The organism is Pseudomonas sp. BF-B-30 (genome assembly GCF_019956305.1).
In the GTDB taxonomy this organism is placed as follows: domain Bacteria; phylum Pseudomonadota; class Gammaproteobacteria; order Pseudomonadales; family Pseudomonadaceae; genus Aquipseudomonas; species Aquipseudomonas jessenii.
In genome coordinates, this window is sequence record NZ_JAHBDG010000023.1 from 1 (window position 1) to 25077 (window position 25077).

A 25077-nucleotide genomic window follows, 5' to 3' on the forward strand; every position below is an offset into this window, starting at 1 on the left:
TCAAGCACCATGCTGGCAGCATGCAGCTTGAACTCGCGGGTATAGACCTTTCTTTCGTTCATGGAACCTCCAAGTTGGCGAAATCATATCGCCCTTAAGAGGTGTCCGGAATTATTAGGCCAGTTCAGCCTGCTCGCGATGGAGGTATGAGCGCCGCGTTTCTTCAGGAGGTCCGCGTCATCGTTGACGTCCATCGCGAGCAAGCTCGCTCCCACAGGTGATCTGCGGTGAACATATGTTCTGTGTCCGACATAGAACCATTGTAGGAGCGAGCCTGCTCGCGATGGAGGTATGAGCGCCGCGTTTCTTCAGGAAGCCCGCGTCATCGTTAACGACCATCGCGAGCAAGCTCGCTCCCACAGATGATCTGCGGTGAACATATGTTCTGTGTCCGACATAGAACCATTGTAGGAGCGAGCCTGCTCGCGATGGAGGTATGAGCGCCGCGTTTCTTCAGGAGGTCCGCGTCATCGTTGACGTCCATCGCGAGCAAGCTCGCTCCCACAGGTGATCTGCGGTGAACACATGTTCTGTGTCCGACATAGAACCATTGTAGGAGCGAGCCTGCTCGCGATGGAGGTATGAGCGCCGCGTTTCTTCAGGAAGCCCGCGTCATCGTTAACGACCATCGCGAGCAAGCTCGCTCCCACAGATGATCTGCGGTGAACATATGTTCTGTGTCCGACATAGAACCATTGTAGGAGCGAGCCTGCTCGCGATGGAGGTATGAGCGCCGCGTTTCTTCAGGAAGCCCGCGTCATCGTTAACGACCATCGCGAGCAAGCTCGCTCCTACAGGCTGTCAGTTCTTGTGCAACTTGCTCATCAACTCCGCCTCAGCCTGGGTCAAGCCGCAGGACTGGGTCAGTTCGTTGACGCTGGCGCCCATCCCGACCAGTCGCGCCGCCTGGGCGAACGACAGGCTTGAGGGGTCGCGTTGTTCCAGCTGGGCGAGTTTGTCCGGCAAGGGCGCGACGATCGCCCGCAGTTCATACAGGTCCTCGCCCATGCGCACGTTGCCGTTCTGGTAATCCTCGACGCGCCTGGCCAGGTCCTTGATGCGCTGATCGCGCAGCGCATCACCCTGGGCCTGTTGCGCGGCGATCTGCTTTTGACCGCGAATGTATGCCAGGAACATTGCCAGCGTACCTGCCCAGAACAGGAACAGGACAATGACCGCAACCTCGAGAATCAATCAGATACTCTCCAGTTCCGACCATTCTTCTTCGCTCATCATCTTGTCGAGCTCGACCAGGATGAGCAATTCGTTGTTCTTGTTGCATACGCCTTGAATGAACTTGGCGGACTCTTCGTTACCCACGTTCGGCGCGGTTTCGATTTCCGACTGACGCAGGTAAACCACTTCGGCCACGCTGTCGACCATGATCCCGACCACCTGCTTGTCGGCTTCGATGATGACGATACGGGTGTTGTCGCTGATCTCGGCATTCATCAGGCCGAAGCGCTGGCGGGTGTCGATCACGGTCACGACGTTGCCGCGCAGGTTGATGATGCCCAGCACGTAGCTCGGGGCACCCGGGACCGGGGCGATTTCGGTGTAACGCAAGACTTCCTGGACGCGCATCACGTTGATGCCGTAGGTCTCGTTGTCCAGCTTGAAGGTGACCCATTGCAGGATCGGATCTTCGGAACCTTTTGCCGCCGTTGCCTTGTCATTCATACCCTGCCCCCTCAAAAAACCGCCCTGGCGGTGTGTGTTCTGTGCAACATCATCAGATGTGACGTCGCCTGTTTTGTTTATTTGACTGATGTCGGTTTGTGGCCCGGCTTGCCGCCGGACATGTGCCGGGCTCCGCCGCTGGCGATCAACTCGGCCAGTGAGGCGACATCGAGCAAGGCGCACATGTGTTCTATTACCGTGCCGGCCAGCCATGGCCGCTGACCTCGGTGACTTCTCCATTTGATTTCATTCGGGTTCAGACGCAACGAGCGGCTGACCTGATGCACCGCCAGCCCCCACTCGTAGCCTTGCACCGAAATCACGTATTGCAGGCCTTGCTTGAAATCGTCGCGGTAACGGTCGGGCATGACCCAACGCGCGGTATCGAGCACCTTGAGATTGCCGGCCTGGCTCGGCAGGATGCCCAGGAACCATTCGGGCTGGCCGAACAATGGGGTCAACTCGTGACCGGCCAGGGAGTAAATCGACCCTAGGCACACCAGCGGCACCGCCAGGGTCAAGCCGGCGACATCGAACAGCAGGCATTCGAAGGGTTCGGCAGCCCAGGACGGACGACCATCGGACTCAACCGGGGGCGGCGTGTTGCTCGGTGGTAGATGCACATCGACGACCGGCGGCACCAGGATTTGCTGCACTTCGACGACTGCTGGCTGCGCCTCGACAGGTGGTGGCACCAAGGCTTGCAGCAGCGGCGCGATGGTCGAGACCGGCGCCATAACAGGGACCGGAGCTTCGATCACCGGCGCCTTGAACACTGGCGCCACCGATGCCTGCACCGGGACGACCGTCACAGCGGCTGCGGCGTCGCGGGCCTGCTCTTCGAGCACCGCTGCCTGAAACTCGTCCAGCACCGCTTCTGCGGCGATCTCCTCGGCCACTGCCTCTACGGGCAGCGTCAATTCTTCGGTCACTTCCTGCAGCAAGCTGTCCAGGTAGGACTGCAATGCCAGTTGCGGGCGCGAAGTGGTCTTCAATGGCCGGTTCATGAGCACGCACCTGTAGGAGCGAGCATGCTCGCGATGAACCTGAGAGCGCCACGGGGTGTCAGGTTTCCCGCGTCATCGTTGACGACCATCGCGAGCAAGCTCGCTCCTACAGGAATTGGGCTCATGTCACGCCACCTGCGGCACAAGTTGCGCCGCCAGCAAATGCTTGAGCAACGCACGGTAAGCGAGAACGCCACGGCTCTTGCCGTCGAATTGCGAAGGCGTCAGACCGGCGCGGCTGGCATCGCGCAGGCGCGTGTCCACCGGGATATAGCCTTGCCAGATTTCGTCGGGGAATTTGTCGCGCAGCACGCGCAACGTTCCGAGGGACGCCTGGGTGCGGCGGTCAAACAGGGTCGGCACGATGGTGAAGGGCAGCGCCTGTTTGCGAGAGCGATTGATCATCGCCAGGGTGTTGACCATGCGCTCAAGGCCTTTGACCGCCAGATGCTCGGTCTGCACCGGGATCACCAGTTGCTGGCTCGCCGCCAAGGCATTGACCATCAGCACGCCGAGCAATGGCGGGCTGTCGATCACGGCGTAATCGAAGTCCTGCCACAGTTGCGCCAGGCTCTTGGCAATCACCAGGCCCAAACCGCTCTGCCCCGGCGACTGGCGCTCAAGGGTGGCCAGTGCGGTGCTGGAGGGCAACAGGGAGATGCGTTCGTCACTGGTCGACAGCAGCAGTTGACCCGGCAGGCCTTGGGGTACGTTGCCCTTGTGCAGGAACAAATCGTAGCTGCTGTGCTCCAGGGCGTCGGGATCGTAGCCGAAGTAGCTGGTCATGGAGCCGTGGGGGTCGAGATCGACCACGACCACACGCTTGCCCGCCTCCGCCAGTAAACCGGCTAAAGCGATGGAGGAAGTGGTTTTACCGACACCACCCTTTTGATTGGCGACTGCCCAGACTCTCATTCGGATTGTTCCTCCCGGCCGAACGGATCGACCGAGAAATAGCTCAACGTGTTAATGCGGGTGACGGAGAATTGACGGCGTTCTCTCGTACCGGCGACTTGACCGGGGTCGGTGCAGTTTGTGTGCCAGCACGCTTCAAAGCGGCATCCGGTTGCGCATGGGCGGTTCCGGTGCCGGTCAGGCTGCGGCGAACATCGAGGTTGCGCGACACCACCAGCACCACGCGACGGTTGCGGGCGCGGCCTTCGGCGGTGGCGTTGTTGGCCACCGGTTGAAACTCGCCGTAGCCCACCGAAGCCAGGCGACCGGGGTTCACTCCCTGCATCGCCAGCATGCGCACGATACTGGCCGAGCGGGCCGAGGACAGCTCCCAGTTGGTCGGGTACTGCGCGGTGCGGATCGGCTGATCGTCAGTGAAACCTTCGACATGGATCGGGTTGTCGAACGGCTTCAGGATCGCCGCGACCTTGTCGATGATGTTGAACGCGATGTCGCTGGGCATGGCGTCGCCGCTGCCGAACAACAGGCTGGAATTAAGCTCGATCTCGACCCACAACTCATTGCCGCGTACGGTCATCTGGTTGGAGCTGATCAGGTCACCGAACGCCGCACTGATGTCGTCGGCGATGCTCTTGAGCGGATCGCTGGCGCCGGAGACGCCGGCATCGACCTGGTCACTGTCCTTTACCAGCGGCTTGGCCGGGGTCACGGTCTTCGGCCGCTCGTCACCGATGGGGATCGGCTTGAGCGAACGGTCGGAGTCGGTAAAGACCCCGATCAATGCCTCGGAAATGACCTTGTACTTGCCTTCGTTGATCGACGAGATGGAGTACATCACCACGAAAAAGGCGAACAGCAAGGTGATGAAGTCGGCATAGGAAACCAGCCAACGTTCATGGTTTACATGCTCTTCATGCTGGCGACGACGTGCCATGAGCTTATTCCCTTAATCCATGAAGCCCTGAAGCTTCAACTCAATGGAGCGAGGGTTTTCACCTTCGGCGATCGACAGGAGCCCTTCCAGCAACATCTCGCGATAACGCGACTGACGTAACGCGATGGATTTGAGTTTGGCGGCAATCGGCAGCAGCACCAGGTTGGCACTGGCCACACCGTAGATAGTGGCGACGAACGCCACGGCAATACCGCTGCCCAGTTGCGATGGATCAGCGAGGTTGCCCATGACATGAATCAGGCCCATGACCGCACCGATGATGCCGATGGTCGGCGCGTAACCGCCCATGCTTTCGAAGACTTTGGCCGCTTCGATGTCGCGGCTTTCCTGGGTGTAGAAGTCCACTTCCAGAATGCTGCGGATCGCTTCCGGCTCGGCGCCGTCAACCAGCAGTTGCAGGCCTTTGCGTGCGTAGTTGTCGGGCTCGGCGTCGGCGATGCCTTCAAGGCCCAGCAGGCCTTCCTTGCGGGCGGTCAGGCTCCAATTCACCACGCGGTCGATGCCACCGGCCAGATCGACACGGGGCGGGAACAGGATCCAGGCGAGGATCTGCATGGCGCGCTTGAAGGCACTCATCGGCGATTGCAGTAGCGCGGCGCCAATGGTGCCGCCGAGCACGATCAGCGCTGCCGGGCCGTTGGCCAGGGCGCCGAGGTGACCGCCTTCAAGGTAGTTGCCGCCGATGATCGCGACAAAGGCCATGATGATGCCAATCAGGCTTAGAACATCCATCAGATACAGGCCTCGACCAAGTGCCTGCCAATGTCGTCCAGGCTGTACACCGCGTCGGCGAGCTCGGCTTTGACGATGGCCATCGGCATGCCGTAGATCACGCAACTGGCTTCGTCCTGCGCCCAGATCGAACTGCCGCCCTGCTTGAGCAGGCGCGCGCCTTCGCGGCCGTCGGCGCCCATGCCGGTCAGGACCACCGCCAGAACTTTGTCACCGTAGGTCTTGGCTGCCGAACCGAAGGTGATGTCCACGCACGGCTTGTAATTGAGACGTTCGTCACCCGGGAGGATTTTCACCGCGCCGCGGCCGTCGATCATCATCTGCTTGCCACCCGGCGCCAGCAGCGCCAGTCCCGGACGCAGGATATCGCCATCCTCGGCCTCCTTGACGCTGATGCGGCAGAGCTTGTCCAGGCGCTCGGCGAAGGCCTTGGTGAAGGCCGCCGGCATGTGTTGAACCAGCACGATCGGGGCCGGGAAGTTGGCCGGCAATTGGGTCAACACTCGCTGCAGGGCGACGGGGCCGCCGGTGGACGTACCGATAGCCACCAGTTTGAAGGCTTTGCGTTTCGGCGCGGGCGACGACGCAGTGGCCGCATGCGTACGCGCAGGGATCGGTGCCGGACGCACGGGCGCGCTGCTGCCGTAACCGCCGACGCTCGAAGGCGCAGCTGTTGGAGCAGGTGCGGTCACAGGGGCAGGAGCGCTGTAAGTGCTGACGCGACGATTGCTGCGCGAGATACTCAGGATCTTCTCGCACAACAGTTGCTTGACCTTCTCGGGGTTGCGCGAGATGTCTTCGAAATTCTTCGGCAGGAAGTCCACCGCGCCGGCATCCAGCGCATCGAGGGTGACCCGGGCGCCTTCGTGGGTCAGCGAGGAGAACATCAGGACCGGGGTCGGACAGCGTTGCATGATGTGCCGCACGGCGGTGATGCCGTCCATCATCGGCATCTCGTAGTCCATGGTGATCACATCGGGCTTGAGGGCCAATGCCTGATCAATCGCCTCTTTGCCGTTGGTCGCCGTGCCGACGACCTGGATATTGGAATCCGCTGAAAGAATTTCCGAGACGCGGCGGCGGAAAAACCCCGAATCGTCCACCACCAGGACTTTGACTGCCATAAACACTCCATTAGATGGAGCGAGGCCAGGCGCCTCGCTCCACCAGAATCAAATACGCCGTGTGGCGTAACGCTTGAGCATGCTCGGAACATCGAGAATCAGCGCGATGCGGCCGTCACCGGTGATGGTGGCGCCGGACATGCCCGGGGTTCCCTGGAGCATTTTGCCCAATGGCTTGATGACCACTTCTTCCTGGCCCACCAGTTGATCGACGACAAAGCCGATCCGCTGCGTGCCCACCGAAAGGATCACCACATGGCCCTCGCGCTGCTCTTCGTGAGCGGCGGAGCTGACCAGCCAGCGTTTGAGATAGAACAATGGCAGCGCCTTGTCCCGCACGATCACCACTTCCTGGCCGTCCACGACGTTGGTGGTCGACAGGTCGAGGTGGAAGATCTCGTTGACGTTCACCAGCGGGAACGCGAACGCCTGGTTACCGAGCATGACCATCAACGTCGGCATGATCGCCAGGGTCAGCGGCACCTTGATGACGATCTTCGAACCCTGGCCCTTGGCCGAGTAGATGTTGATCGAGCCGTTGAGCTGGGAAATCTTGGTTTTCACCACGTCCATGCCCACGCCACGACCCGATACGTCGGAAATCTCGGTCTTGGTCGAGAAACCCGGGGCGAAAATCAGGTTGTAGCATTCGGTGTCGCTCAGGCGATCGGCGGCATCCTTGTCCATCACACCGCGTTTTACCGCGATGGAACGCAGCACGTTCGGGTCCATGCCCTTGCCGTCGTCGGAAATCGACAGCAGGATGTGGTCGCCTTCCTGCTCCGCCGCCAGGATCACCTTGCCGCCACGGGCCTTGCCCGAGGCTTCGCGTTCTTCCGGCGACTCGATGCCGTGGTCAACCGCGTTGCGCACCAAGTGGACCAGCGGGTCGGCCAGGGCCTCGACGAGGTTCTTGTCGAGGTCGGTTTCTTCGCCGACCAGCTCCAGGTTGATCTCTTTCTTGAGCTGGCGGGCCAGGTCGCGAACCAGGCGCGGGAAGCGCCCGAAGACTTTCTTGATCGGTTGCATCCGGGTCTTCATGACCGCGGTTTGCAAGTCGGCGGTGACCACGTCGAGGTTCGACACGGCCTTGGACATGGCTTCGTCGCCGCTGTTGAGGCCCAGGCGGACCAGGCGGTTACGCACCAGCACCAACTCGCCGACCATGTTCATGATCTCGTCCAGACGCGCGGTATCGACACGGACGGTGGTCTCGGCTTCGCTCGCCGGCTTTTCCGCCAGTGGCGCGGCCGGGGCACGGGACGACGCCGGTGCAGCAGTTGCCGGGGCCGACGCTTCGGCTTTTGGCTCGGGGGCCCTGGCCACCGGTTTCGGCGCGGTTGCCTTGGCGGCAGGTGCCGCAACCGAGGCGTTGGCGCCGGTTGCCGTTCCAACCGTCACGCCCACTTCAGTGAACTTGCCTTTACCGTGCAATTCGTCGAGCAGCGCTTCGAACTCGTGATCGGAAATCAGATCGCTGCCGGCCGCCACCGCGCTTGGTGCCGCGGGTGCAGGCACAGAAGCAATGGCCGACTCCAGCGCCTCGACAGCAAAATTACCCTTGCCGTGCAGCTGGTCGAGCAGTGCTTCGAATTCGTCGTCAGTAATATCGGAACTGTCGCCAGTCGCTTTCGGGGCTTCTGGCGCAGCCGGTGCCGGGACCAACGCGTCAACGGCGAACTGGCCTTTGCCGTGCAGTTGATCGAGCAACGACTCGAACTCGGCATCGGTGATTTCGTCGCTGCCAGCGGCATTGCCAGCAGGCGCTGGAACAGCGGCCGGGGCCTCGGCCTGGGCCTTGACGGCGTTCAGCGAGTCCAGCAGTTGCTCGAATTCATTGTCGGTGATATCGCCCGACTCGCTTTCAGCCACAGGCGCTTGGACCACGGCGACGACAGGTGCGGCAGCCGCCTCGTCAGCCGATTGCGGCTCGGCCAGACGGGCCAGCGCCGCGAGCAGTTCCGGTGTCGCAGCCGTGATCGGGCTGCGTTCGCGGACTTCGCTGAACATGCTGTTCACCGCGTCCAGCGCTTCGAGAACCACGTCCATCAGTTCCGAGTCGACGCGACGCTCACCCTTGCGCAGGATGTCGAACACGTTCTCGGCGATGTGGCAGCACTCCACCAGCTCGTTGAGCTGGAGGAAGCCGGCGCCCCCTTTTACAGTGTGAAAACCGCGAAAAATTGCATTGAGCAAATCCGCATCATCCGGACGGCTTTCCAGCTCGACCAGTTGCTCGGACAGTTGCTCTAGAATCTCGCCGGCCTCAACCAGGAAATCCTGAAGGATCTCTTCATCGGCGCCGAAGCTCATTAAGGGGGTGCTCCTAAAGGTCTAAAAACCTAAAATGCCTAAAATTCTAAAACCCTAGGCTGGATAGCAAATCGTCCACATCGTCCTGACCGGACACAACGTCTTCTCTTTTATCGGCATGAATCTGCGGACCTTCACCCTGAGAGAGATGTTTTTGTGGATCTTTTTCAGCAAGCATCGCTTCACGGTCATGTTCGATGCCCGCAAAGCGGTCCACCTGACTGGCCATCAGCACGAGCTTGAGCAGGTTGCTTTCAACTTCGGTGACCAACTGGGTCACACGCTTGATCACCTGGCCTGTGAGGTCCTGGTAATCCTGGGCGAGCAGGATGTCGTTCAGGTTGCCCGACACCGCGCGATTGTCCGTGCCGCTGCGCGTCAGGAACCCGTCGACCCGTCGGGCCAGTTCACGAAACTCTTCGGCGCCGACTTCGCGACGCATGAAGCGCCCCCAGTCCGCGCTCAACACCTTGGCTTCATCGGCCAGGCCATTGACCAGCGGCGTGGCACTTTCCACCAGATCCATGGTGCGGTTGGCCGCAGCCTCGGTCAGCTTGACCACATACCCCAGGCGCTCGGTGGCGTCGGTGATCTGCGACACTTCTTCGGCCTGCGGCATGTGCGGGTCAATCTGGAAATTGACGATCGCGCTATGCAGTTCGCGGGTGAGCTTGCCCACTTCCTGATACAGGCCGCGGTCACGGGTCTGGTTGAGCTCATGGATCAATTGCACCGCGTCGCCGAACTTGCCTTTTTCAAGGCTCTCGACCAATTCGAGGGCGTGTTTTTTCAGGGTCGATTCAAAATCGCCCAATGAAGTTTCGTTATTGCCCATAGCTCCCCCGTGGCGCACTCATCAACCGATGCGTTCGAAAATCTTCTCGATTTTTTCTTTCAACGCCTGGGCCGTGAAGGGCTTGACCACATAGCCGTTAACGCCGGCCTGGGCCGCTTCGATGATCTGCTCGCGCTTGGCTTCAGCGGTCACCATCAGCACCGGCAGGTGCTTGAGCTTTTCATCGGCACGCACGTGACGCAGCAGATCGATACCGGTCATGCCAGGCATGTTCCAGTCCGTTACCAGAAAGTCGATGCTTCCGCTGTTGAGCACCGGAATGGCGGTAGTGCCATCGTCGGCCTCGACGGTGTTGGTGAACCCAAGGTCACGCAGCAGGTTCTTGATGATCCGCCGCATCGTTGAGAAGTCATCAACGATGAGGATTTTCATGTTCTTGTCCAATTCGACCTCCAAGCAGTCTTAAACGCGCCCAGCACCTGGACACGCCATTTCAATCAATCCGGCAAAGCACTCAATGACTGTCTGGAGCACAACAGATCGCGACCGGCGCAGTTCAACACCACACCGGCCTCGTTCGCAGTGTCCCCACACTGCCTTCAGCGCGCTCGCCACTCCCCCAAACGCCCCCGCAAACGGGCCGCGCACTGGCTGTGTAACTGGCTGACCCGCGATTCGCTGACCCCCAGGACCTCACCGATTTCCTTGAGATTCAACTCTTCGTCGTAGTACAGCGCCAACACCAGTCGCTCACGCTCCGGCAAATTGGCAATCGCATCCGCCAGCGCAGCCTGGAAGCGTTCATCCTCCAGGTCGCGTGACGGCTCGACATGAGCACTCGCGCCATCCTCGTGCAGCCCTTCGTGTTCGCCGTCCTGCAACAGGTCGTCGAAACTGAACAGCCGGCTGCCCAGGGTGTCGTTCAAAATCCCGTAGTAATCGTCGAGACTCAATTGGAGTTCGGCCGCAACTTCGTGATCTTTAGCGTCACGGCCGGTTTTAGCTTCAATCGAGCGAATGGCATCGCTGACCATGCGCGTATTGCGGTGGACTGAACGTGGCGCCCAGTCCCCCTTGCGCACTTCATCGAGCATGGCGCCGCGGATTCGTATGCCCGCGTACGTCTCGAAACTGGCGCCTTTGCCGGCGTCATATTTGGTCGACACTTCAAGCAGGCCAATCATCCCGGCCTGGATCAGGTCTTCGACCTGGACACTGGCCGGCAAACGCGCCAGCAAGTGGTAGGCAATGCGTTTAACCAGCGGCGCGTAACGCTCGATCAGCTCGTACTGCGCATCACGCGCCGATCTCTTGTAGAGGTTGTAGCCGCTGGCTGTCATAGAACAGGTCCTGCTGTCTGCTGCACGAGGCGCTCGACGAAAAACTCCAGGTGCCCGCGCGGGTTGGCAGGCAGCGGCCAGGTATCAACCTTTTGTGCGATTGCCTTGAACGCCAGCGAGCACTTGGAACGCGGGAAGGCCTCGTAGACGGCGCGCTGCTTCTGCACGGCCTTGCGCACGCTTTCGTCGTAGGGCACCGCGCCGACGTATTGTAAGGCGACGTCGAGGAAGCGATCCGTGACCTTGGTCAACTTGGCGAACAGGTTGCGTCCTTCCTGCGGGCTCTGGGCCATGTTGGCCAGGACGCGGAAGCGGTTCATGCCGTAATCGCGGTTCAGCAACTTGATCAAGGCGTAGGCATCGGTGATCGAGGTCGGCTCGTCGCACACCACCAGCAGCACTTCCTGGGCTGCACGGACGAAACTGACTACCGAGTCACCAATGCCCGCAGCGGTGTCGATCACCAGTACGTCGAGGTTGTCGCCGATATCACTGAAGGCCTGGATCAGGCCGGCGTGTTGCGCGGGGCTCAGATGCACCATGCTCTGAGTGCCGGATGCGGCCGGAACGATACGGATGCCGCCGGGCCCCTGCAGCAATACATCGCGCAGTTCGCAGCGGCCTTCGATCACGTCGGCCAGGGTACGTTTGGGTGTCAGGCCCAGCAGAACGTCGACGTTCGCCAGCCCCAGGTCGGCGTCCAACAGCATGACGCGCCGGCCAAGTTCGGCCAAAGCCAGGGACAAGTTCACTGACACATTAGTTTTCCCGACGCCACCTTTGCCGCCGGTCACCGCGATCACCTGTACGGGATGCATGCTGCCCATGTTATTTCTTTACCTTGTCTTGCATAGACGGAGGCCACATTACTGGCTGCGCGTTCACAAACGGAACAATGCATGGCAGACCATCGATGTAGGTATAAAAACTGTTCATTTTTACCTCAGCCAACCTGCTTGGTCGGGCTGTGGTAGATGTCAGCGAACATGTCAGCCATGGCTTCTTCGCTGGGTTCTTCCTGCATTTGCACACTCACGGCGCGGCTGACCAATTGATGACGGCGCGGCAGATGCAAATCATCCGGGATCCGCGGGCCATCGGTCAGGTAAGCCACCGGCAGTTCATGACTGATGGCAAGGCTCAACACCTCGCCCAGACTAGCCGTTTCATCCAGTTTAGTCAGAATGCAGCCGGCGAGCCCGCAGCGCTTGTAACTGTGATAAGCGGCCGTTAGAACCTGTTTCTGGCTGGTGGTTGCCAGAACCAGATAATTTTTTGAACGGATGCCGCGACCGGCCAGACTTTCGAGCTGCATGCGCAGCGCCGGATCGCTGGCCTGCAGGCCCGCGGTATCGATCAGCACCACGCGTTTGCGCAGCAATGGCTCCAGCGCCTGCACCAAGGACTGGCCAGGGTCGACGTGGGTCACCGACACATTGAGAATGCGCCCCAAGGTCTTGAGCTGCTCCTGGGCACCGATGCGGAAGCTGTCCATGCTCACCAGCGCAATGTTCTGCGCGCCGTACTTGAGCACATAACGGGCAGCCAGCTTGGCCAGGGTGGTGGTCTTGCCCATGCCGGCAGGGCCGACCATGGCGATCACGCCGCCCTCTTCCAGCGGCTCGACCTCCGGAGTAACGATCATGCGCGCCAGGTGCGCCAGCAACATGCGCCAGGCCTGACGAGGCTCTTCGATTTCGGTGATCATTGCCAGCAGGTCGCGCGACAGCGGGCCAGACAGGCCGATACGTTGCAGGCGACGCCAGAGGTTGGCCTGGTCCGGACGGCTGCCTTGCAGCTGATTCCAGGCCAGGGAGCCGAGTTGTACTTCCATGAGTTCGCGCAGGCTGTTGAGCTCGAAACGCATCGAGTCGAACGCACGTGGATCCACGCCACCGGACGCTGGCGCAGCGGCCGGCGCGGGGCGACGGGGTTCGGCGTAGGTCGGTTCGATCAGCGGCTCGGCGGCAGTCAACGGCAATCCGGCGAACAGCTGGCGATTGGTTGCATTGTCGCTCTCGCCATCGCCACGCAGGCTCAATTCGGCCTGGGCGGTGACGATCCGCGACTGAGTCTTGCGCAATTCGTCTTCGAGCTCCATGTTCGGAACCCGCGGCGCCAGCGCCGACAACTTGTAGTCCAGCGCAGCCGTCAGTTCGACCCCCCCGGCGATCCGGCGGTTGCCAATGATGGCGGCATCAGCGCCCAGCTCATCGCGAACCAGCTTCATGGCCTGACGCATATCGGCGGCGAAAAAACGCTTAACTTGCATAAACCACTACCTCAGCCGTTGGGCCCTACTGTCGCAACGATGGTCACTTGCTTGTTGTCAGGGATTTCCTGGTAAGCCAACACATGCAAACCCGGGACTGCGAGCCGGCCAAATCGCGAGAGCATCGCGCGAACCGGACCGGCCACCAGCAGAATCACCGGATGACCTTGCATCTCCTGACGCTGTGCCGCGTCGATCAACGAACGTTGCAGCTTCTCAGCCATGCTTGGCTCCAGCAGAACGCCCTCTTCGGAGCCTTGTCCTGCCTTTTGAAGACTATTGAGCAATATCTGTTCCAACCTTGGCTCCAGCGTGATAACCGGCAGCTCCGACTCAGTGCCTACAATGCTTTGGACGATTGCGCGGGATACGCCAACCCGCACGGCAGCCACCAGCGCGGCGGTATCTTGACTCTTGGCGGCATTGTTGGCGATCGCCTCGGCAATACTGCGGATATCGCGAACAGGCACTTGTTCGGCCAACAGCGCTTGCAACACCTTGAGCAACTGCGACAGCGAAACCACGCCCGGCACCAGCTCCTCGGCCAGTTTCGGCGAGCTTTTGGCCAGCAATTGCATGAGTTGCTGCACTTCTTCGTGACCGATCAGCTCACTGGAATGCTTGTAGAGTATCTGGTTCAAGTGAGTAGCCACTACTGTACTGGCATCGACCACCGTATAACCGAGGGATTGCGCCTGGGCGCGCTGGCTGATTTCGATCCAGACCGCCTCCAGGCCGAAAGCCGGATCTTTGGCGGTAATGCCATTGAGCGTGCCGTAGACCTGCCCCGGGTTGATCGCCAGCTCGCGATCCGGGTAAATCTCCGCCTCGGCCAGGATCACCCCCATGAGGGTCAGGCGATAGGCACTTGGCGCCAGGTCGAGGTTGTCGCGGATATGCACCGTGGGCATCAGGAAGCCCAGATCCTGGGACAGCTTCTTGCGCACGCCCTTGATTCGCGCCAGCAACTGGCCACCCTGGTTGCGGTCCACCAGCGGAATCAGGCGATAACCCACCTCCAGGCCGATCATGTCGATCGGCGTCACGTCATCCCAGCCAAGCTCCCTGGTTTCCTGGGCCCGGGCTGGCGACGGCAGCAACTCCTGCTGGCGCTTGACCTCTTGCAGGGCGTGAACCTTGGCGACGTTCTGCTTCTTCCAGAACAGGTAAGCGCCACCGGCCGCCAGGGCCGCCATGCTCAGGAACGAGAAGTGCGGCATGCCGGGCACCAGGCCCATGACCGCCATCAAACCGGCTGCCACCGCCAGCGCCTTGGGCGAGGCGAACATCTGGCGATTGATTTGCTTGCCCATGTCTTCCGAACCGGACGCACGGGTCACCATGATTGCCGCTGCTGTCGATAACAACAGTGATGGCAATTGCGCCACCAAACCGTCACCGATGGTCAGCAGCGCATACACCTTGCCGGCGTCGCCGAAGGTCATGCCGTGCTGGAAGATACCGACCGCCATGCCGCCGATCAGGTTGATGAACAGGATCAACAGACCGGCGATGGCGTCACCGCGGACGAATTTGCTGGCACCGTCCATGGAACCGTAGAACTCGGCTTCCTGGGCCACTTCCGAACGACGGGCCTTGGCCTGGGCCTGATCGATCAGGCCGGCGTTGAGGTCGGCGTCGATCGCCATTTGCTTGCCGGGCATCGCATCGAGGGTGAAACGCGCGCTCACCTCGGAAATCCGCCCCGCGCCCTTGGTCACCACGACGAAGTTGATGATCATCAAAATCGCAAAGACCACGATACCGACCACGTAGTTACCGCCGATCACCACCTCGCCGAAGGCCTGGATCACCTTGCCGGCGGCGGCATGACCGTCCTGACCGTGGAGCATCACCACCCGCGTGGAGGCCACGTTCAACGCCAGGCGAAGTAACGTTGCCACCAGCAGAATGGTCGGAAACACCGCGAAATCCAGCGGTCGCAGAGCGTAGACGCACACCAGCAGCACGACGATGGACAGGGCAATGTTGAAGGTGAAGAACACGTCCAGCAGGAACGGCGGCACCGGCAACATCATCATCGCCAGCATGACCAGCAGCAACAGCGGCACGCCCAGATTGCCTCGACTGAGGTCGGCAACGTTTGTGCGGGCACTGTTGATTAACTGAGAGCGATCCACCGGTTTTCCCCGTTCCTTTAAAGCAAACTTTTGACGCCTGAAGCGGGCGCAGGGCGGCTACTGCAAGAAGCTTTCCAACTTTTGCAAAGGGAGAAATAGAGCGATTTTTCAGGAGGATATGAGTTGCCTGGACTGACGTCATCGCGGGCAAGCCACGCTCCCACAAGTTATCGCCGAACCTGTGGGAGCGGGCTTGCCCGCGAAGGGGCCATCAGCGACAGCGCGAAACTCAAGAATCGCGGCGCAAATCCGGCGGAATAGGCAAATCATCCTTCAGCGGATCAGGCCGCTTGCCCTTGCCCGCCCGGTACTGTCGAATCTGGTAGACGTAAGCCAACACCTGCGCCACCGCCAGATACAACCCACCCGGGATCTCCTGCTCAAGCTCCGTCGAGTAGTAAATCGATCGCGCCAGCGCCGGAGACTCCAGCAACAGAATCTCGTTGGCCGCCGCGATCTCACGGATCTTCAGGGCCAGGAAGTCGCTCCCCTTGGCCAGCAATACCGGCGCATTACCCTTTTCCGGGTCGTACTTGAGGGCCACGGCGTAGTGCGTCGGGTTGGTGATGACCACGTCGGCGTCGGGGATCGCCGCCATCATCCGCCGCTGGGACATCTCGCGCTGCAGCTGGCGAATGCGTTGTTTGACCTCCGGCCGCCCCTCTTGATCCTTGTGTTCGTCACGCACTTCCTGCTTGGTCATTTTGAGTTTCTTGATGCTCTCCCAGAGCTGGATCGGCACATCCACGGCAGCGATGATGATCAATCCGCAAGCCATCCACAGGGAACTCCAACCGACCACTTGCACGCTGTGAATGATCGCGCGGTCCAGCGGTTCGTGAGCGATGCGCAGCAAATCGTCGATGTCCGCCGCCAACACCAGCAGCGCCACGAACAGCACGATGAAAAACTTCGCCAAAGCTTTGAGCAGTTCGGCAATGGCCTTGGTGGAGAACATGCGCTTGAGCCCGGCGCCGGGGTTCATCCGGCTGAACTTGGGCGCCATGGTGCCGGCAGAAAACAGCCAGCCGCCAAGGGAAATCGGGCCGATCAACGCGGCCAGCAGCAAGGTGATCATCACCGGTTGAATCGCCAGCAAGGCAATCTGTCCCGAGTGCAGCAAGTAGGTGCCCATCGAGCGCTGATCCAGCACCACCTCTCGCGACAGGGAAAAGTTCAGGCGCATCAGGTCCATCATTTCCTGGGCCAGCGCCCCACCGAACACCAGCAATGCCCCAGCCCCGGCGAGCATGATTGCCAGGGTATTGAGTTCCTTGGAACGGGCAATCTCACCCTTCTCACGGGCGTCCTTTTTCTTTTTCTCCGTGGGGTCTTCTGTTTTGTCCTGACCGCTTTCGCTCTCAGCCATGACTCAGCGCGCCTGTGCCAGTTCGCGTAAAAACTGCAAGGCCTCGGTGGCCAGCGGTTGATACTGATTGAGAATGTCCGCCAGCCCGACCCAGACGATAAACAGGCCGAGCACCAGGGTCAGCGGGAAGCCGATGGAGAAAATGTTCAGTTGCGGCGCCGCCCGGGTCATCACGCCAAACGCGATGTTGACCACCAGCAGCGCGGTGATCGCCGGAAGCACCAACAGCAGCGCCGCGCCAAGCACCCAACCCAGCTTGCCGGCCAGCTCCCAGTAATGATTGACCATCAGACCGCTGCCGACCGGCAGCGTGGTGAAGCTCTCGGTCAGCACCTCGAACACCACCAGATGGCCGTTCATCGCCAGGAACATCAGCGTCACCAGCATGGTGAAGAACTGCCCGATCACCGCCACTGACACGCCGTTGGTGGGGTCGACCATCGAGGCGAAACCCATGCCCATCTGGATCGCGACAATCTGCCCCGCCACCACGAACGCCTGAAAGAACAACTGCAAGGAGAAACCGAGGATTGCGCCGACGAGGATCTGTTCGGCAATCAGCAGCAGGCCGCTTAAATCCAGCGCATTCACTGGCGGCATCGGCGGCAGGTTGGGTGCGATGACCACGGTGATGGCAAGGGCGAAATACAGGCGGATACGTTTAGGCACCAGTGAGGTGCCGAACACCGGCATGACCATCAGCAAGGCGCCGACGCGAAACAGCGGCAACATGAACGTCGCCACCCAGGTACTGATCTGGGTGTCCGTCAGCTGCAGTAGCGACGACATGGTTTAGCCGATGACCTGCGGAATACTGCCGTACAACTGCAGGATGTACTCCATGAAAGTCTGCACCAGCCATGGCCCGGCGACGATCAGCGTCACCAGCATCACCAGCAGGCGCGGCAGGAAGCTCAGGGTCTGTTCGTTGATCTGGGTGGCGGCCTGGAACATCGCCACGATCAGGCCCACCAGCAGGCTCGGAATCACCAGCACCGCCACCATCAACGTTGTCAGCCACAGCGCTTCGCGAAAGATGTCGACCGCAACTTCCGGGGTCATGGCGAGACACCGCCGAAGCTGCTGGCCAGCGTGCCGATGATCAGCGCCCAGCCATCGACCAGCACGAACAACATGATCTTGAACGGCAGGGAAATGATCAGCGGCGACAGCATCATCATACCCATGGCCATCAACACGCTGGCCACGACCAGATCGATGATCAGGAACGGAATGAAGATCATGAAGCCGATCTGGAATGCCGTTTTCAGCTCGGAGGTCACGAAGGCCGGCACCAGGATGGTCAACGGCGCCTGATCCGGCGTCGCGATGTCAGTGCGCTTGGACAGGCGCATGAACAGTTCCAGATCGCTGGTGCGGGTCTGGGCGAGCATGAAGTTCTTGATCGGCACCTGAGCCTTGGCGACCGCATCCTGGGCCGTCAGTTTTTCCGCCAGATACGGCTGCAAGGCGTCCTGGTTCACCCGGTCGAACACCGGTGCCATGATGAACAGGGTCAGGAACAGCGCCATGCCGGTGAGGATCTGGTTCGACGGTGTCTGCTGCAGGCCCAGGGCCTGGCGCAGGATCGAGAAGACAATGATGATCCGGGTGAAACTGGTCATCAGCATGACAAACGCCGGGATAAAACTCAGCGCGGTCATGATCAGCAGAATTTGCAGGCTGACCGAGTATTCCTGCGCACCCTGCGCATTGGTGCCCAGGGTGATGGCCGGGATCGACAACGGATCGGCGGCGAATGCCAGCGGCGCGGCCAGCATCAGGGTCAGCGTCAAGGCGATGCGCAGCGCACCCATTACTTCTTATCCTTCTGATCTTTACCCAGCATCTCCAACAGGCGCTGGGCAAATTCCGGCGTCGGCTTCTCGGTACTCGGCACTTGCACCGGCTCCTTGAGCACATGCAGCGCAGTGATGTTGCCGGGGCTCAGGCCCAACAGGATCTGCTCGTTGCCGACCTGCACCAGCATCAGGCGGTCGCGAGGCCCCAGCGCGCGGGAACCGACAATCTCGATCACCTGCCCCTTGCCGGCCGGACCGGCCTGCTGGACCCGACGCAGCAACCAGGCGAGGAGGAAGATCAGCCCCAGCACCAGCAGCAAGCCGAACACCAGCTGCGTCAGTTGCCCAGCCACACCGCTGCTCACCGCCGGCGCGGCAGCCGTGGTCGCCGTAGCGACAGGCTCAGCCGCCAGCACGCTGAACGGCATCGCCAATACAAACCCGAGAACCCTTTTCACTCAGCGCAGCTTCTTGATGCGTTCGCTTGGGCTGATCACGTCCGTCAGGCGGATGCCGAACTTCTCGTTGACCACCACCACTTCGCCGTGGGCGATAAGCGTGCCATTGACCAGCACGTCCAGCGGCTCGCCGGCCAGGCGATCAAGCTCGATCACCGAACCCTGGTTCAGTTGCAGCAGGTTGCGGATGTTGATCTCAGTGCTGCCCACTTCCATGGAAATCGACACCGGGATATCGAGGATCACGTCCAGGTTCGGGCCTTCGAGGCTTACCGGATCGTTGTTTTTCGGCACACTGCCGAACTCTTCCATTGGCAGGCGGTTGGACGCGGAACTGCCGGCGTCGGCGGCCAGCAAGGCATCGATATCGGCCTGCCCGGCATCACCGGTTTCTTCCAGGGCTGCTGCCCACTCATCGGCCAGAGCCTGGTCGTCTTGCGTGTTCATTTGTCAGTGTCCTCGGCGAGCAAAAAATCAGAATTCGTTTAATCGCGATTGGGTACGAGCGCCGGTCAACGGCGCTCGATCGGCTCGATCACTTGCAACGCCAGATTGCCCTTGTGCGAGCCCATCTTGACCTTGAAGGCCGGCACGCCGTTGGCGCGCATGATCATTTCTTCCGGCATGTCGACCGGGATCACATCCCCCGGCTGCATGTGCAGGATGTCGCGCAGGCGCAACTGACGACGAGCCACCGTCGCACCGATCGGCACGTCGACGTCCAGCACGTCCTGGCGCAGGGCGTTGACCCAGCGCTCGTCCTGATCGTCGAGGTCCGACTGGAAGCCGGCATCGAGCATTTCGCGCACCGGCTCGATCATCGAGTACGGCATGGTCACGTGCAGGTCGCCGCCACCGCCATCGAGTTCGATGTGGAAGGTCGACACCACAATGGCCTCGCTCGGGCCGACGATGTTGGCCATGGCCGGGTTCACTTCCGAGTTGATGTACTCGAAGTTGACTTCCATGATCGCCTGCCAGGCTTCCTTCAAATCGACGAACGCCTGCTCCAGCACCATGCGTACCACGCGAAGTTCGGTCGGCGTGAATTCACGCCCTTCGATCTTGGCGTGGCGGCCGTCGCCGCCGAAGAAGTTGTCCACCAGCTTGAACACCAGTTTGGCGTCGAGGATGAACAGCGCGGTGCCGCGCAGGGGTTTGATCTTGACCAGATTGAGACTGGTCGGCACGTACAGCGAGTGCACGTATTCGCCGAACTTCATCACCTGCACGCCGCCGACCGCCACGTCTGCCGAGCGACGCAGCATGTTGAACATGCTGATGCGGGTATAACGGGCGAAACGCTCGTTGATCATTTCCAGGGTCGGCATGCGTCCACGGACGATGCGATCCTGGCTGGTCAGGTCATAGCTTTTGACGGTGCCGGGTTCGGCAGCGTTATCGGTCTGTACCAGACCATCGTCGACGCCATGCAACAGCGCGTCGATCTCATCCTGGGACAGCAGGTCCTGCACGGCCATGTCGTGTTCCTACTGCAGTACGAAATTAGTGAAAAGCAACTGTTCGATCACCACTTTGCCGAGCTCTTTCTGCGCCACTTCCTGGACACTGGCGGTAGCTTTCTGCCGCAGCATTTCCTGGCCGACCGGCGAGGCGAGGGTCGCGAAGTCCTGCCCGGAGAACAGCATGACCAGGTTGTTGCGGATCACCGGCATGTGGACCTTGAGTGCTTCCAGATCCGCCTGGTTGCGCGCGAGCATGGTGATGCTCACTTGCATGTAGCGCTGGCGACCGTTCTGGTTGAAGTTGGCCACGAAAGCCGGCGCCATCGACTCGAAAATCGCTGGCTGCTTGCCGACAGGAGCGGTTTGCTCCACTGCGGCGGCAGGCTTGCTCTGAGCGCTGTGCATGAAGTACCAGGTCGCCCCCACGGACACACCGATCGCCAGCAGCAGGGCCACCACGATCACGATAATCAGCTTGAGTTTGCCTTTGGTTGCGGGGTCTTTTACTGCTGCGTCGCTCTTCGCCATGCCAATAATCCGTCACTAATCGGGTTTTCACAGTCGCACGGCAAGGCAAGAGCAAGTGTTATGCCAGAACGGTTGGGAGGGAGATGGGTGGACAGACGCCTTTTTGAAGAACGCCGCCAAACAAATGTGGGAGCGGGCTTGCTCGCGAATGCGTTGTGACAGTCAACATTAATGTTGAATGTTAAACCGTATTCGCGAGCAAGCCCGCTCCCACAGGGTTTGTGTCTGATCAGGCGTAGTAGTCGACGGCGCTGGAGCCGATCACACTGGTAGCCGTTGCGGCAACTTCTGTGATGCTCGGGGCTATTTCGTCATCCATGGTTTCAAGACGACCACCACTGGCGCTCGCTCGCCCGCTCTGGCTCTGCTGAGCCTGCTCCTGCTGCGAACCCCGAGACTGGTCCGAAACGTTGACATCGACCTGCCCCATGCCCTGCTGCGCGAACATGTCGCGCAAGCGATGGACCTGCCCATCCAGCGCCTCACGGACGCCCGGATGCGCACTCATGAACGTGACCTGGGTCTGCTGATCGGGAACCATGTTCACCCGAATGTCCAGACGCCCGAGTTCAGCGGGCTGCAACTGGATGTCCGCCGCCTTGAGATTGGCGCTGGACAGGTACATGACCCGGTTCACCACCTCTTCGGTCCACCCGCTCTGGTGCATGGCGACCGGCTGGTTCACCGGCAAGGCATTGGCTGTCTTCGGTGTGGCCGCCTGGGTCAGCGCTGCCAGACGGTTGGCGAAATCATCGACACGGGTGTCGCTGCTGGCGGACTTGAGGTCCTTCAGGCCGTCATCGATCAAGCCGCTGAAAGCCTTGTCGCCCCCCTGACCGGTGCCGCTGTTGTCGCCCTGAACCTCCAGCATGGTCGCCATGCCGGCGGCAAAGTTTTGCGCCGACGTCAGCTCACCGTCAGCCTGGGCTTGCGCTTGTGTCGGTGCAGCCTTGGGCTGCGCCTGGCTGGAAGCCGATACGTGACCGCCCTGCTCCATCGCCAGGCGCACCGCTGGCAATGCGTCGAGCGGATCGGTCGAGGGATCGAAATCGCCGTCGGCAGTGGCCAGCGCTGGAGCGAGTGCAGCCGTAGCCGTAGCCGTAGCCGCGGACGCAACCGGCGCATCAACGACAGGTTGCACTGTGTCGACTACGCAAGAGGCTACCGGTGCCAGTACAACGGGATCTATCGGTGTGGCATCGACGACCGGAGCCGGGTCGGCATCTGACGCATCATCGCCAACGGTCTTGTCATCAGCCGGCACCGAATTGTCGACAGGCAAGGATTTGCCGCCATCGGCAACCACCGGTTCCTCGGCGGCAGACTTGTCGTCATCAGCGTCGTTCCTTCCGGCAACATCGCTGGTTTTGTCGCGACCGGGCTTGACCGAGGTATCGGCCAATGCATTGGGCTTGCTCTGGGCCTGGCTGGCGTAGACATGAGCGAAGCTTGCGGCCTTGCCCCCGGGCTTGGCGGTCTGCGTCGGAGGATTGGCGGAGCCAGCTTGAGTCTTGGCCTGCCTGGAGGCCTGAAGCAGAATATCGGGGGTAACGGGCATGAAACGGTCTCCGCTGCACGGGGCTCGTAAGTACAGTTGGATGAGTTGACTGCAAAGGTCGAGCCAGTTTCACTCGAAGAGGACCAAATGCAGCGTGTGCTCAGATTTTCGCCGGGCAACGCTGTCGTTCAGCTTCGTACAGAGGCCGGATACCGGCGAACTCGCGATCGATTTCGCCGACCAGTTCCTGAACGGCGGTGCATGGCAAACTTCTGGCCTGCAGCTCAAGTTGATGGCACAGCTCGGTCAGCCTCAGGGCGCCCATATTGCTGCTGCTGCCCTTGAAGCTATGGGCGGTTTCAACCAGCAGTGCAGCACTGTCAGCCGTTCTCAAGACTTTCAGGCGCTCTTCGGAGTCCGCAAGAAAGATATCCAGCAGATCCGGATAGCCCTCTTCCATCACTTCCTGCAATGCGCTCAGCACGTCGCGATCCACATGTGTGTCGTCCACTTGCTCACTCCTTGATCAAGAATGCGCGGATTATGCCAGAGCCTCCCAGATAAACTCCACGCGTGCACTTCGACCATTGTCGCTCCAGCGGGCATTACGCCCCAACTGGCGGATCAGACTGACCCCACGCCCCGACAGGCGGACGTCTTCCAACGGTCTTGCCATCACCCGCTCGACATCGAAACCCTTGCCGCTGTCTTCGATGTGAATGGTCAGGCAACCGCCATCGTCCGTTGGCGTCACCTGCAAATGTAACCGTACATAGCCATCCAGCAGCTCGTCCAGCCGGGTATTGCGCTCTTGATAATATCGCGCAAAACCCGAGGCATCGCGCTTGAGACTCGAATCCAGCCCCAGCACGCCATGCTCCAGCGCATTGGAGTAGAGCTCCGCCAGCACGCTATAGAGCGCACCGCTCTGAGCCCGAAGACCATGGACCTCAAGCAACAACTGCAACAGATAGGGTAACGGATTGAAGCGCTTGAGCGTGGCGGCGCGAAACTCGAAACTTACCGACCAGTCCAGCGGGCAGGACTGGCCGCTGTCGGAGTAGACCAACGCCGGCGGAGTGATTTGCGTCGACTCCAGCAGGCTGACTTCGACCATGCTGACATCGTCACGCGCCTCACCGCCGAAATGACGCAGCGCCTGCTCGATCTCTTCGAACAGCACATCCGGATGCCGATTGGCGGCAAACACCTGCTGCAATCGCTGCACGCCAAACAGTTGATCATTGGCGTCGCAGGTATCGATCACCCCATCGGACAGCAGAAACACCCGATCCCCGAGAGCCATGGGATACACGTCGGTACGCTCATCGAAGGATTCCGGGCTCAGCACACCCAAAGGCAGGTTCCGCGCCGGCAGAGGCGTTCGCTCGCCACTGGCAACGCGATGCAGGTAACCGTCCGGCATGCCGCCATTCCAGACTTCCACCGAACGACGCTGAAAACTCAGGCACAGCAACGTGGCACAGCAGAACATGTCCACCGGCAGGATGCGCTTGAGCTTGGCATTCATCTCGCGCAGGGTTTCCGCCAGGCCATAGCCCTTGGCGGTCATGCCGTAGAAGACTTCGGCCAAGGGCATCGCACCCACTGCCGCCGGCAAACCGTGGCCGGTGAAGTCGCCCAGCAGCACGTGCATGTCTCCGGCCGGGGTGAACGCGGCCAGCAACAGGTCGCCATTGAACAGCGCATAGGGCGATTGCAGATAACGGATATTCGGAGCGGCATTCAGGCAGCCGGAGTGCGCCACCTTATCGAAAACGGCCTTGGCCACACGCTGTTCGTTGAGCAGGTAGTCGTGGTGCCGGGCGATCTGGTCACGCTGTTGCAGCACGGTGTCCTGCAAGCGCCGCAAGCGATCCATCGCCTTGATCTTGGCAGCGAGAATCACCTGGTTGTAGGGCTTGGCCAGAAAGTCGTCACCGCCGACTTCCAGGCAACGGGCCAGGGCTTCGCTTTCGGACAACGACGTGAGGAAGATGATCGGCACCAGGGTTTCCCCGGCCAGAGCCTTGATCTGCCGGGCCGCCTCGAAGCCGTCCATGACCGGCATCATCGCATCCATCAACACCAGGTGCGGTGATTGCTGGCGAAACACCTCGACCGCTTCGGCACCATTGGCCGCCGTCAGCACTTCGTGCCCCTGGCGGCGCAGAATGCTCGACAACAGCAGGCGATCGGCGGCGCTGTCCTCGGCAATCAGGATCGTCAGCGGCTCCAGTGGCTGCATGGCAATCAACTGATGTCGAACAGCTTGTCGAAGTTGGAGATGGCGAGGATCTTGCGCACATCGGTACTGCTGTTGACGACACGGATATCGGATTCGTCGCCACCGGCGTGATCACGCAGCAAAAGCAACATGCCCAGGGCAGAGCTATCGAGGTAAGTGGCGTCTTTCAGGTCGACCACAACCGCCGATATCTCTTTATTTTCGTAGGACTGACGAAATTCCTGATGCTTGGCGAAATCGAATCGTCCCTTGACCGATATCGTCAGTTTTTGCCCATCCGGAGAGACTTCTGTAACGACTGACATTTCATGGCTTCCTTGTCATTGGTAAACCCGCTTGCACAAGGTTTAGCATTTGGTAGAGGTTGGAGCAAGGCGGTAGGTTGTGGTGACTGTCGAATCGTTATCGCTGTAAGCCTGACATCCCCGTGCGC

The 25077-nt window shown here is 60.6% G+C and carries 26 protein-coding genes; all 26 read right to left on the bottom strand.

Features of this window, described 5'->3' with window-relative positions:
- Positions 1 to 801: 801 nt before the first annotated feature.
- The 26 genes from KGB29_RS14230 to KGB29_RS14355 all read right to left on the bottom strand — a co-directional run bounded on the left by KGB29_RS14230 (position 802) and on the right by KGB29_RS14355 (position 24949).
- Entirely contained in the window at positions 802 to 1194 is a 393-nt protein-coding gene (locus KGB29_RS14230; RefSeq protein ID WP_150813436.1) for a DUF2802 domain-containing protein, read from the bottom strand.
- Positions 1195 to 1680 carry a chemotaxis protein CheW gene (locus tag KGB29_RS14235; RefSeq protein ID WP_007980742.1) on the bottom strand — a complete coding sequence of 162 codons (486 nt, stop codon included), beginning with the start codon at positions 1678 to 1680 and terminating at the stop codon, positions 1195 to 1197.
- Positions 1681 to 1757: 77 nt separating this feature from the next.
- The gene (locus tag KGB29_RS14240) at positions 1758 to 2687 is read right to left on the bottom strand and encodes a CheW domain-containing protein (protein WP_154947179.1); all 930 of its coding nucleotides are present in this window, start codon (positions 2685 to 2687) and stop codon (positions 1758 to 1760) included.
- Positions 2688 to 2813: 126 nt separating this feature from the next.
- Positions 2814 to 3602, bottom strand: a complete 789-nt coding sequence (locus KGB29_RS14245; protein WP_008000390.1) for a ParA family protein — start codon at positions 3600 to 3602, stop codon at positions 2814 to 2816.
- 43 nt (positions 3603 to 3645) lie between these two features.
- Positions 3646 to 4536 (bottom strand): flagellar motor protein MotD, encoded by an 891-nt coding sequence (motD, locus tag KGB29_RS14250; RefSeq protein ID WP_150813434.1) that lies wholly within the window; start codon positions 4534 to 4536, stop codon positions 3646 to 3648.
- A 12-nt stretch (positions 4537 to 4548) separates the two neighbouring features.
- The gene (locus KGB29_RS14255; RefSeq protein ID WP_057715870.1) at positions 4549 to 5289 is read right to left on the bottom strand and encodes a flagellar motor protein; all 741 of its coding nucleotides are present in this window, start codon (positions 5287 to 5289) and stop codon (positions 4549 to 4551) included.
- The gene (locus tag KGB29_RS14260; protein WP_150813433.1) at positions 5289 to 6413 is read right to left on the bottom strand and encodes a chemotaxis response regulator protein-glutamate methylesterase; all 1125 of its coding nucleotides are present in this window, start codon (positions 6411 to 6413) and stop codon (positions 5289 to 5291) included. Before KGB29_RS14260 ends, KGB29_RS14255 begins: the two co-directional genes overlap by 1 nt.
- Before the next feature lie 48 nt (positions 6414 to 6461).
- On the bottom strand, positions 6462 to 8726 hold the full coding sequence (locus KGB29_RS14265) for a chemotaxis protein CheA (protein WP_154947178.1): 2265 nt from the start codon (positions 8724 to 8726) through the stop codon (positions 6462 to 6464).
- A 46-nt stretch (positions 8727 to 8772) separates the two neighbouring features.
- Positions 8773 to 9561, bottom strand: coding sequence for a protein phosphatase CheZ (locus KGB29_RS14270; RefSeq protein ID WP_150813431.1), 789 nt, complete (start codon positions 9559 to 9561; stop codon positions 8773 to 8775).
- A 21-nt stretch (positions 9562 to 9582) separates the two neighbouring features.
- Positions 9583 to 9954 carry a chemotaxis response regulator CheY gene (locus KGB29_RS14275; protein WP_003183998.1) on the bottom strand — a complete coding sequence of 124 codons (372 nt, stop codon included), beginning with the start codon at positions 9952 to 9954 and terminating at the stop codon, positions 9583 to 9585.
- A gap of 167 nt (positions 9955 to 10121) precedes the next feature.
- Complete coding sequence (gene fliA / locus KGB29_RS14280) at positions 10122 to 10862, bottom strand: RNA polymerase sigma factor FliA (protein ID WP_150813430.1); 741 nt, start codon at positions 10860 to 10862, stop codon at positions 10122 to 10124.
- A complete protein-coding gene (fleN, locus tag KGB29_RS14285) occupies positions 10859 to 11689 on the bottom strand; it encodes a flagellar synthesis regulator FleN (RefSeq protein ID WP_008001746.1) in 831 nt (276 codons plus the stop codon). The genes fliA and fleN overlap by 4 nt, the downstream gene beginning before the upstream one ends.
- 116 nt (positions 11690 to 11805) lie before the next feature.
- Positions 11806 to 13134 carry a flagellar biosynthesis protein FlhF gene (gene flhF, locus KGB29_RS14290; RefSeq protein ID WP_150813429.1) on the bottom strand — a complete coding sequence of 443 codons (1329 nt, stop codon included), beginning with the start codon at positions 13132 to 13134 and terminating at the stop codon, positions 11806 to 11808.
- Between the two features lie 11 nt (positions 13135 to 13145).
- Positions 13146 to 15275: a flagellar biosynthesis protein FlhA gene (flhA, locus tag KGB29_RS14295; RefSeq protein WP_154947177.1), complete on the bottom strand. Its 2130-nt coding sequence runs from the start codon at positions 15273 to 15275 to the stop codon at positions 13146 to 13148.
- Positions 15276 to 15504: 229 nt separating this feature from the next.
- Complete coding sequence (gene flhB, locus KGB29_RS14300; protein ID WP_154860754.1) at positions 15505 to 16644, bottom strand: flagellar biosynthesis protein FlhB; 1140 nt, start codon at positions 16642 to 16644, stop codon at positions 15505 to 15507.
- 3 nt (positions 16645 to 16647) lie between these two features.
- Positions 16648 to 17433 (bottom strand): flagellar biosynthetic protein FliR, encoded by a 786-nt coding sequence (gene fliR, locus KGB29_RS14305; protein WP_150734894.1) that lies wholly within the window; start codon positions 17431 to 17433, stop codon positions 16648 to 16650.
- Between the two features lie 3 nt (positions 17434 to 17436).
- On the bottom strand, positions 17437 to 17706 hold the full coding sequence (gene fliQ / locus KGB29_RS14310) for a flagellar biosynthesis protein FliQ (RefSeq protein ID WP_008058625.1): 270 nt from the start codon (positions 17704 to 17706) through the stop codon (positions 17437 to 17439).
- On the bottom strand, positions 17703 to 18461 hold the full coding sequence (gene fliP, locus KGB29_RS14315; RefSeq protein WP_150813425.1) for a flagellar type III secretion system pore protein FliP: 759 nt from the start codon (positions 18459 to 18461) through the stop codon (positions 17703 to 17705). The genes fliQ and fliP overlap by 4 nt, the downstream gene beginning before the upstream one ends.
- Complete coding sequence (gene fliO / locus KGB29_RS14320) at positions 18461 to 18874, bottom strand: flagellar biosynthetic protein FliO (RefSeq protein ID WP_102669727.1); 414 nt, start codon at positions 18872 to 18874, stop codon at positions 18461 to 18463. The genes fliP and fliO overlap by 1 nt, the downstream gene beginning before the upstream one ends.
- A gap of 30 nt (positions 18875 to 18904) precedes the next feature.
- A complete protein-coding gene (gene fliN / locus KGB29_RS14325; protein ID WP_150813424.1) occupies positions 18905 to 19351 on the bottom strand; it encodes a flagellar motor switch protein FliN in 447 nt (148 codons plus the stop codon).
- Between the two features lie 65 nt (positions 19352 to 19416).
- Complete coding sequence (gene fliM, locus KGB29_RS14330; RefSeq protein WP_046037701.1) at positions 19417 to 20385, bottom strand: flagellar motor switch protein FliM; 969 nt, start codon at positions 20383 to 20385, stop codon at positions 19417 to 19419.
- Between the two features lie 9 nt (positions 20386 to 20394).
- Positions 20395 to 20898, bottom strand: coding sequence for a flagellar basal body-associated protein FliL (gene fliL, locus KGB29_RS14335; RefSeq protein WP_150813423.1), 504 nt, complete (start codon positions 20896 to 20898; stop codon positions 20395 to 20397).
- Positions 20899 to 21127: 229 nt separating this feature from the next.
- On the bottom strand, positions 21128 to 22456 hold the full coding sequence (locus KGB29_RS14340) for a flagellar hook-length control protein FliK (protein ID WP_223473584.1): 1329 nt from the start codon (positions 22454 to 22456) through the stop codon (positions 21128 to 21130).
- Between the two features lie 100 nt (positions 22457 to 22556).
- Positions 22557 to 22907, bottom strand: a complete 351-nt coding sequence (locus KGB29_RS14345) for an Hpt domain-containing protein (RefSeq protein ID WP_150813421.1) — start codon at positions 22905 to 22907, stop codon at positions 22557 to 22559.
- Positions 22908 to 22937: 30 nt separating this feature from the next.
- The gene (locus KGB29_RS14350; protein ID WP_150813420.1) at positions 22938 to 24644 is read right to left on the bottom strand and encodes a fused response regulator/phosphatase; all 1707 of its coding nucleotides are present in this window, start codon (positions 24642 to 24644) and stop codon (positions 22938 to 22940) included.
- A gap of 5 nt (positions 24645 to 24649) precedes the next feature.
- Positions 24650 to 24949, bottom strand: coding sequence for an STAS domain-containing protein (locus KGB29_RS14355; RefSeq protein WP_150813419.1), 300 nt, complete (start codon positions 24947 to 24949; stop codon positions 24650 to 24652).
- Positions 24950 to 25077 lie beyond the last annotated feature (128 nt).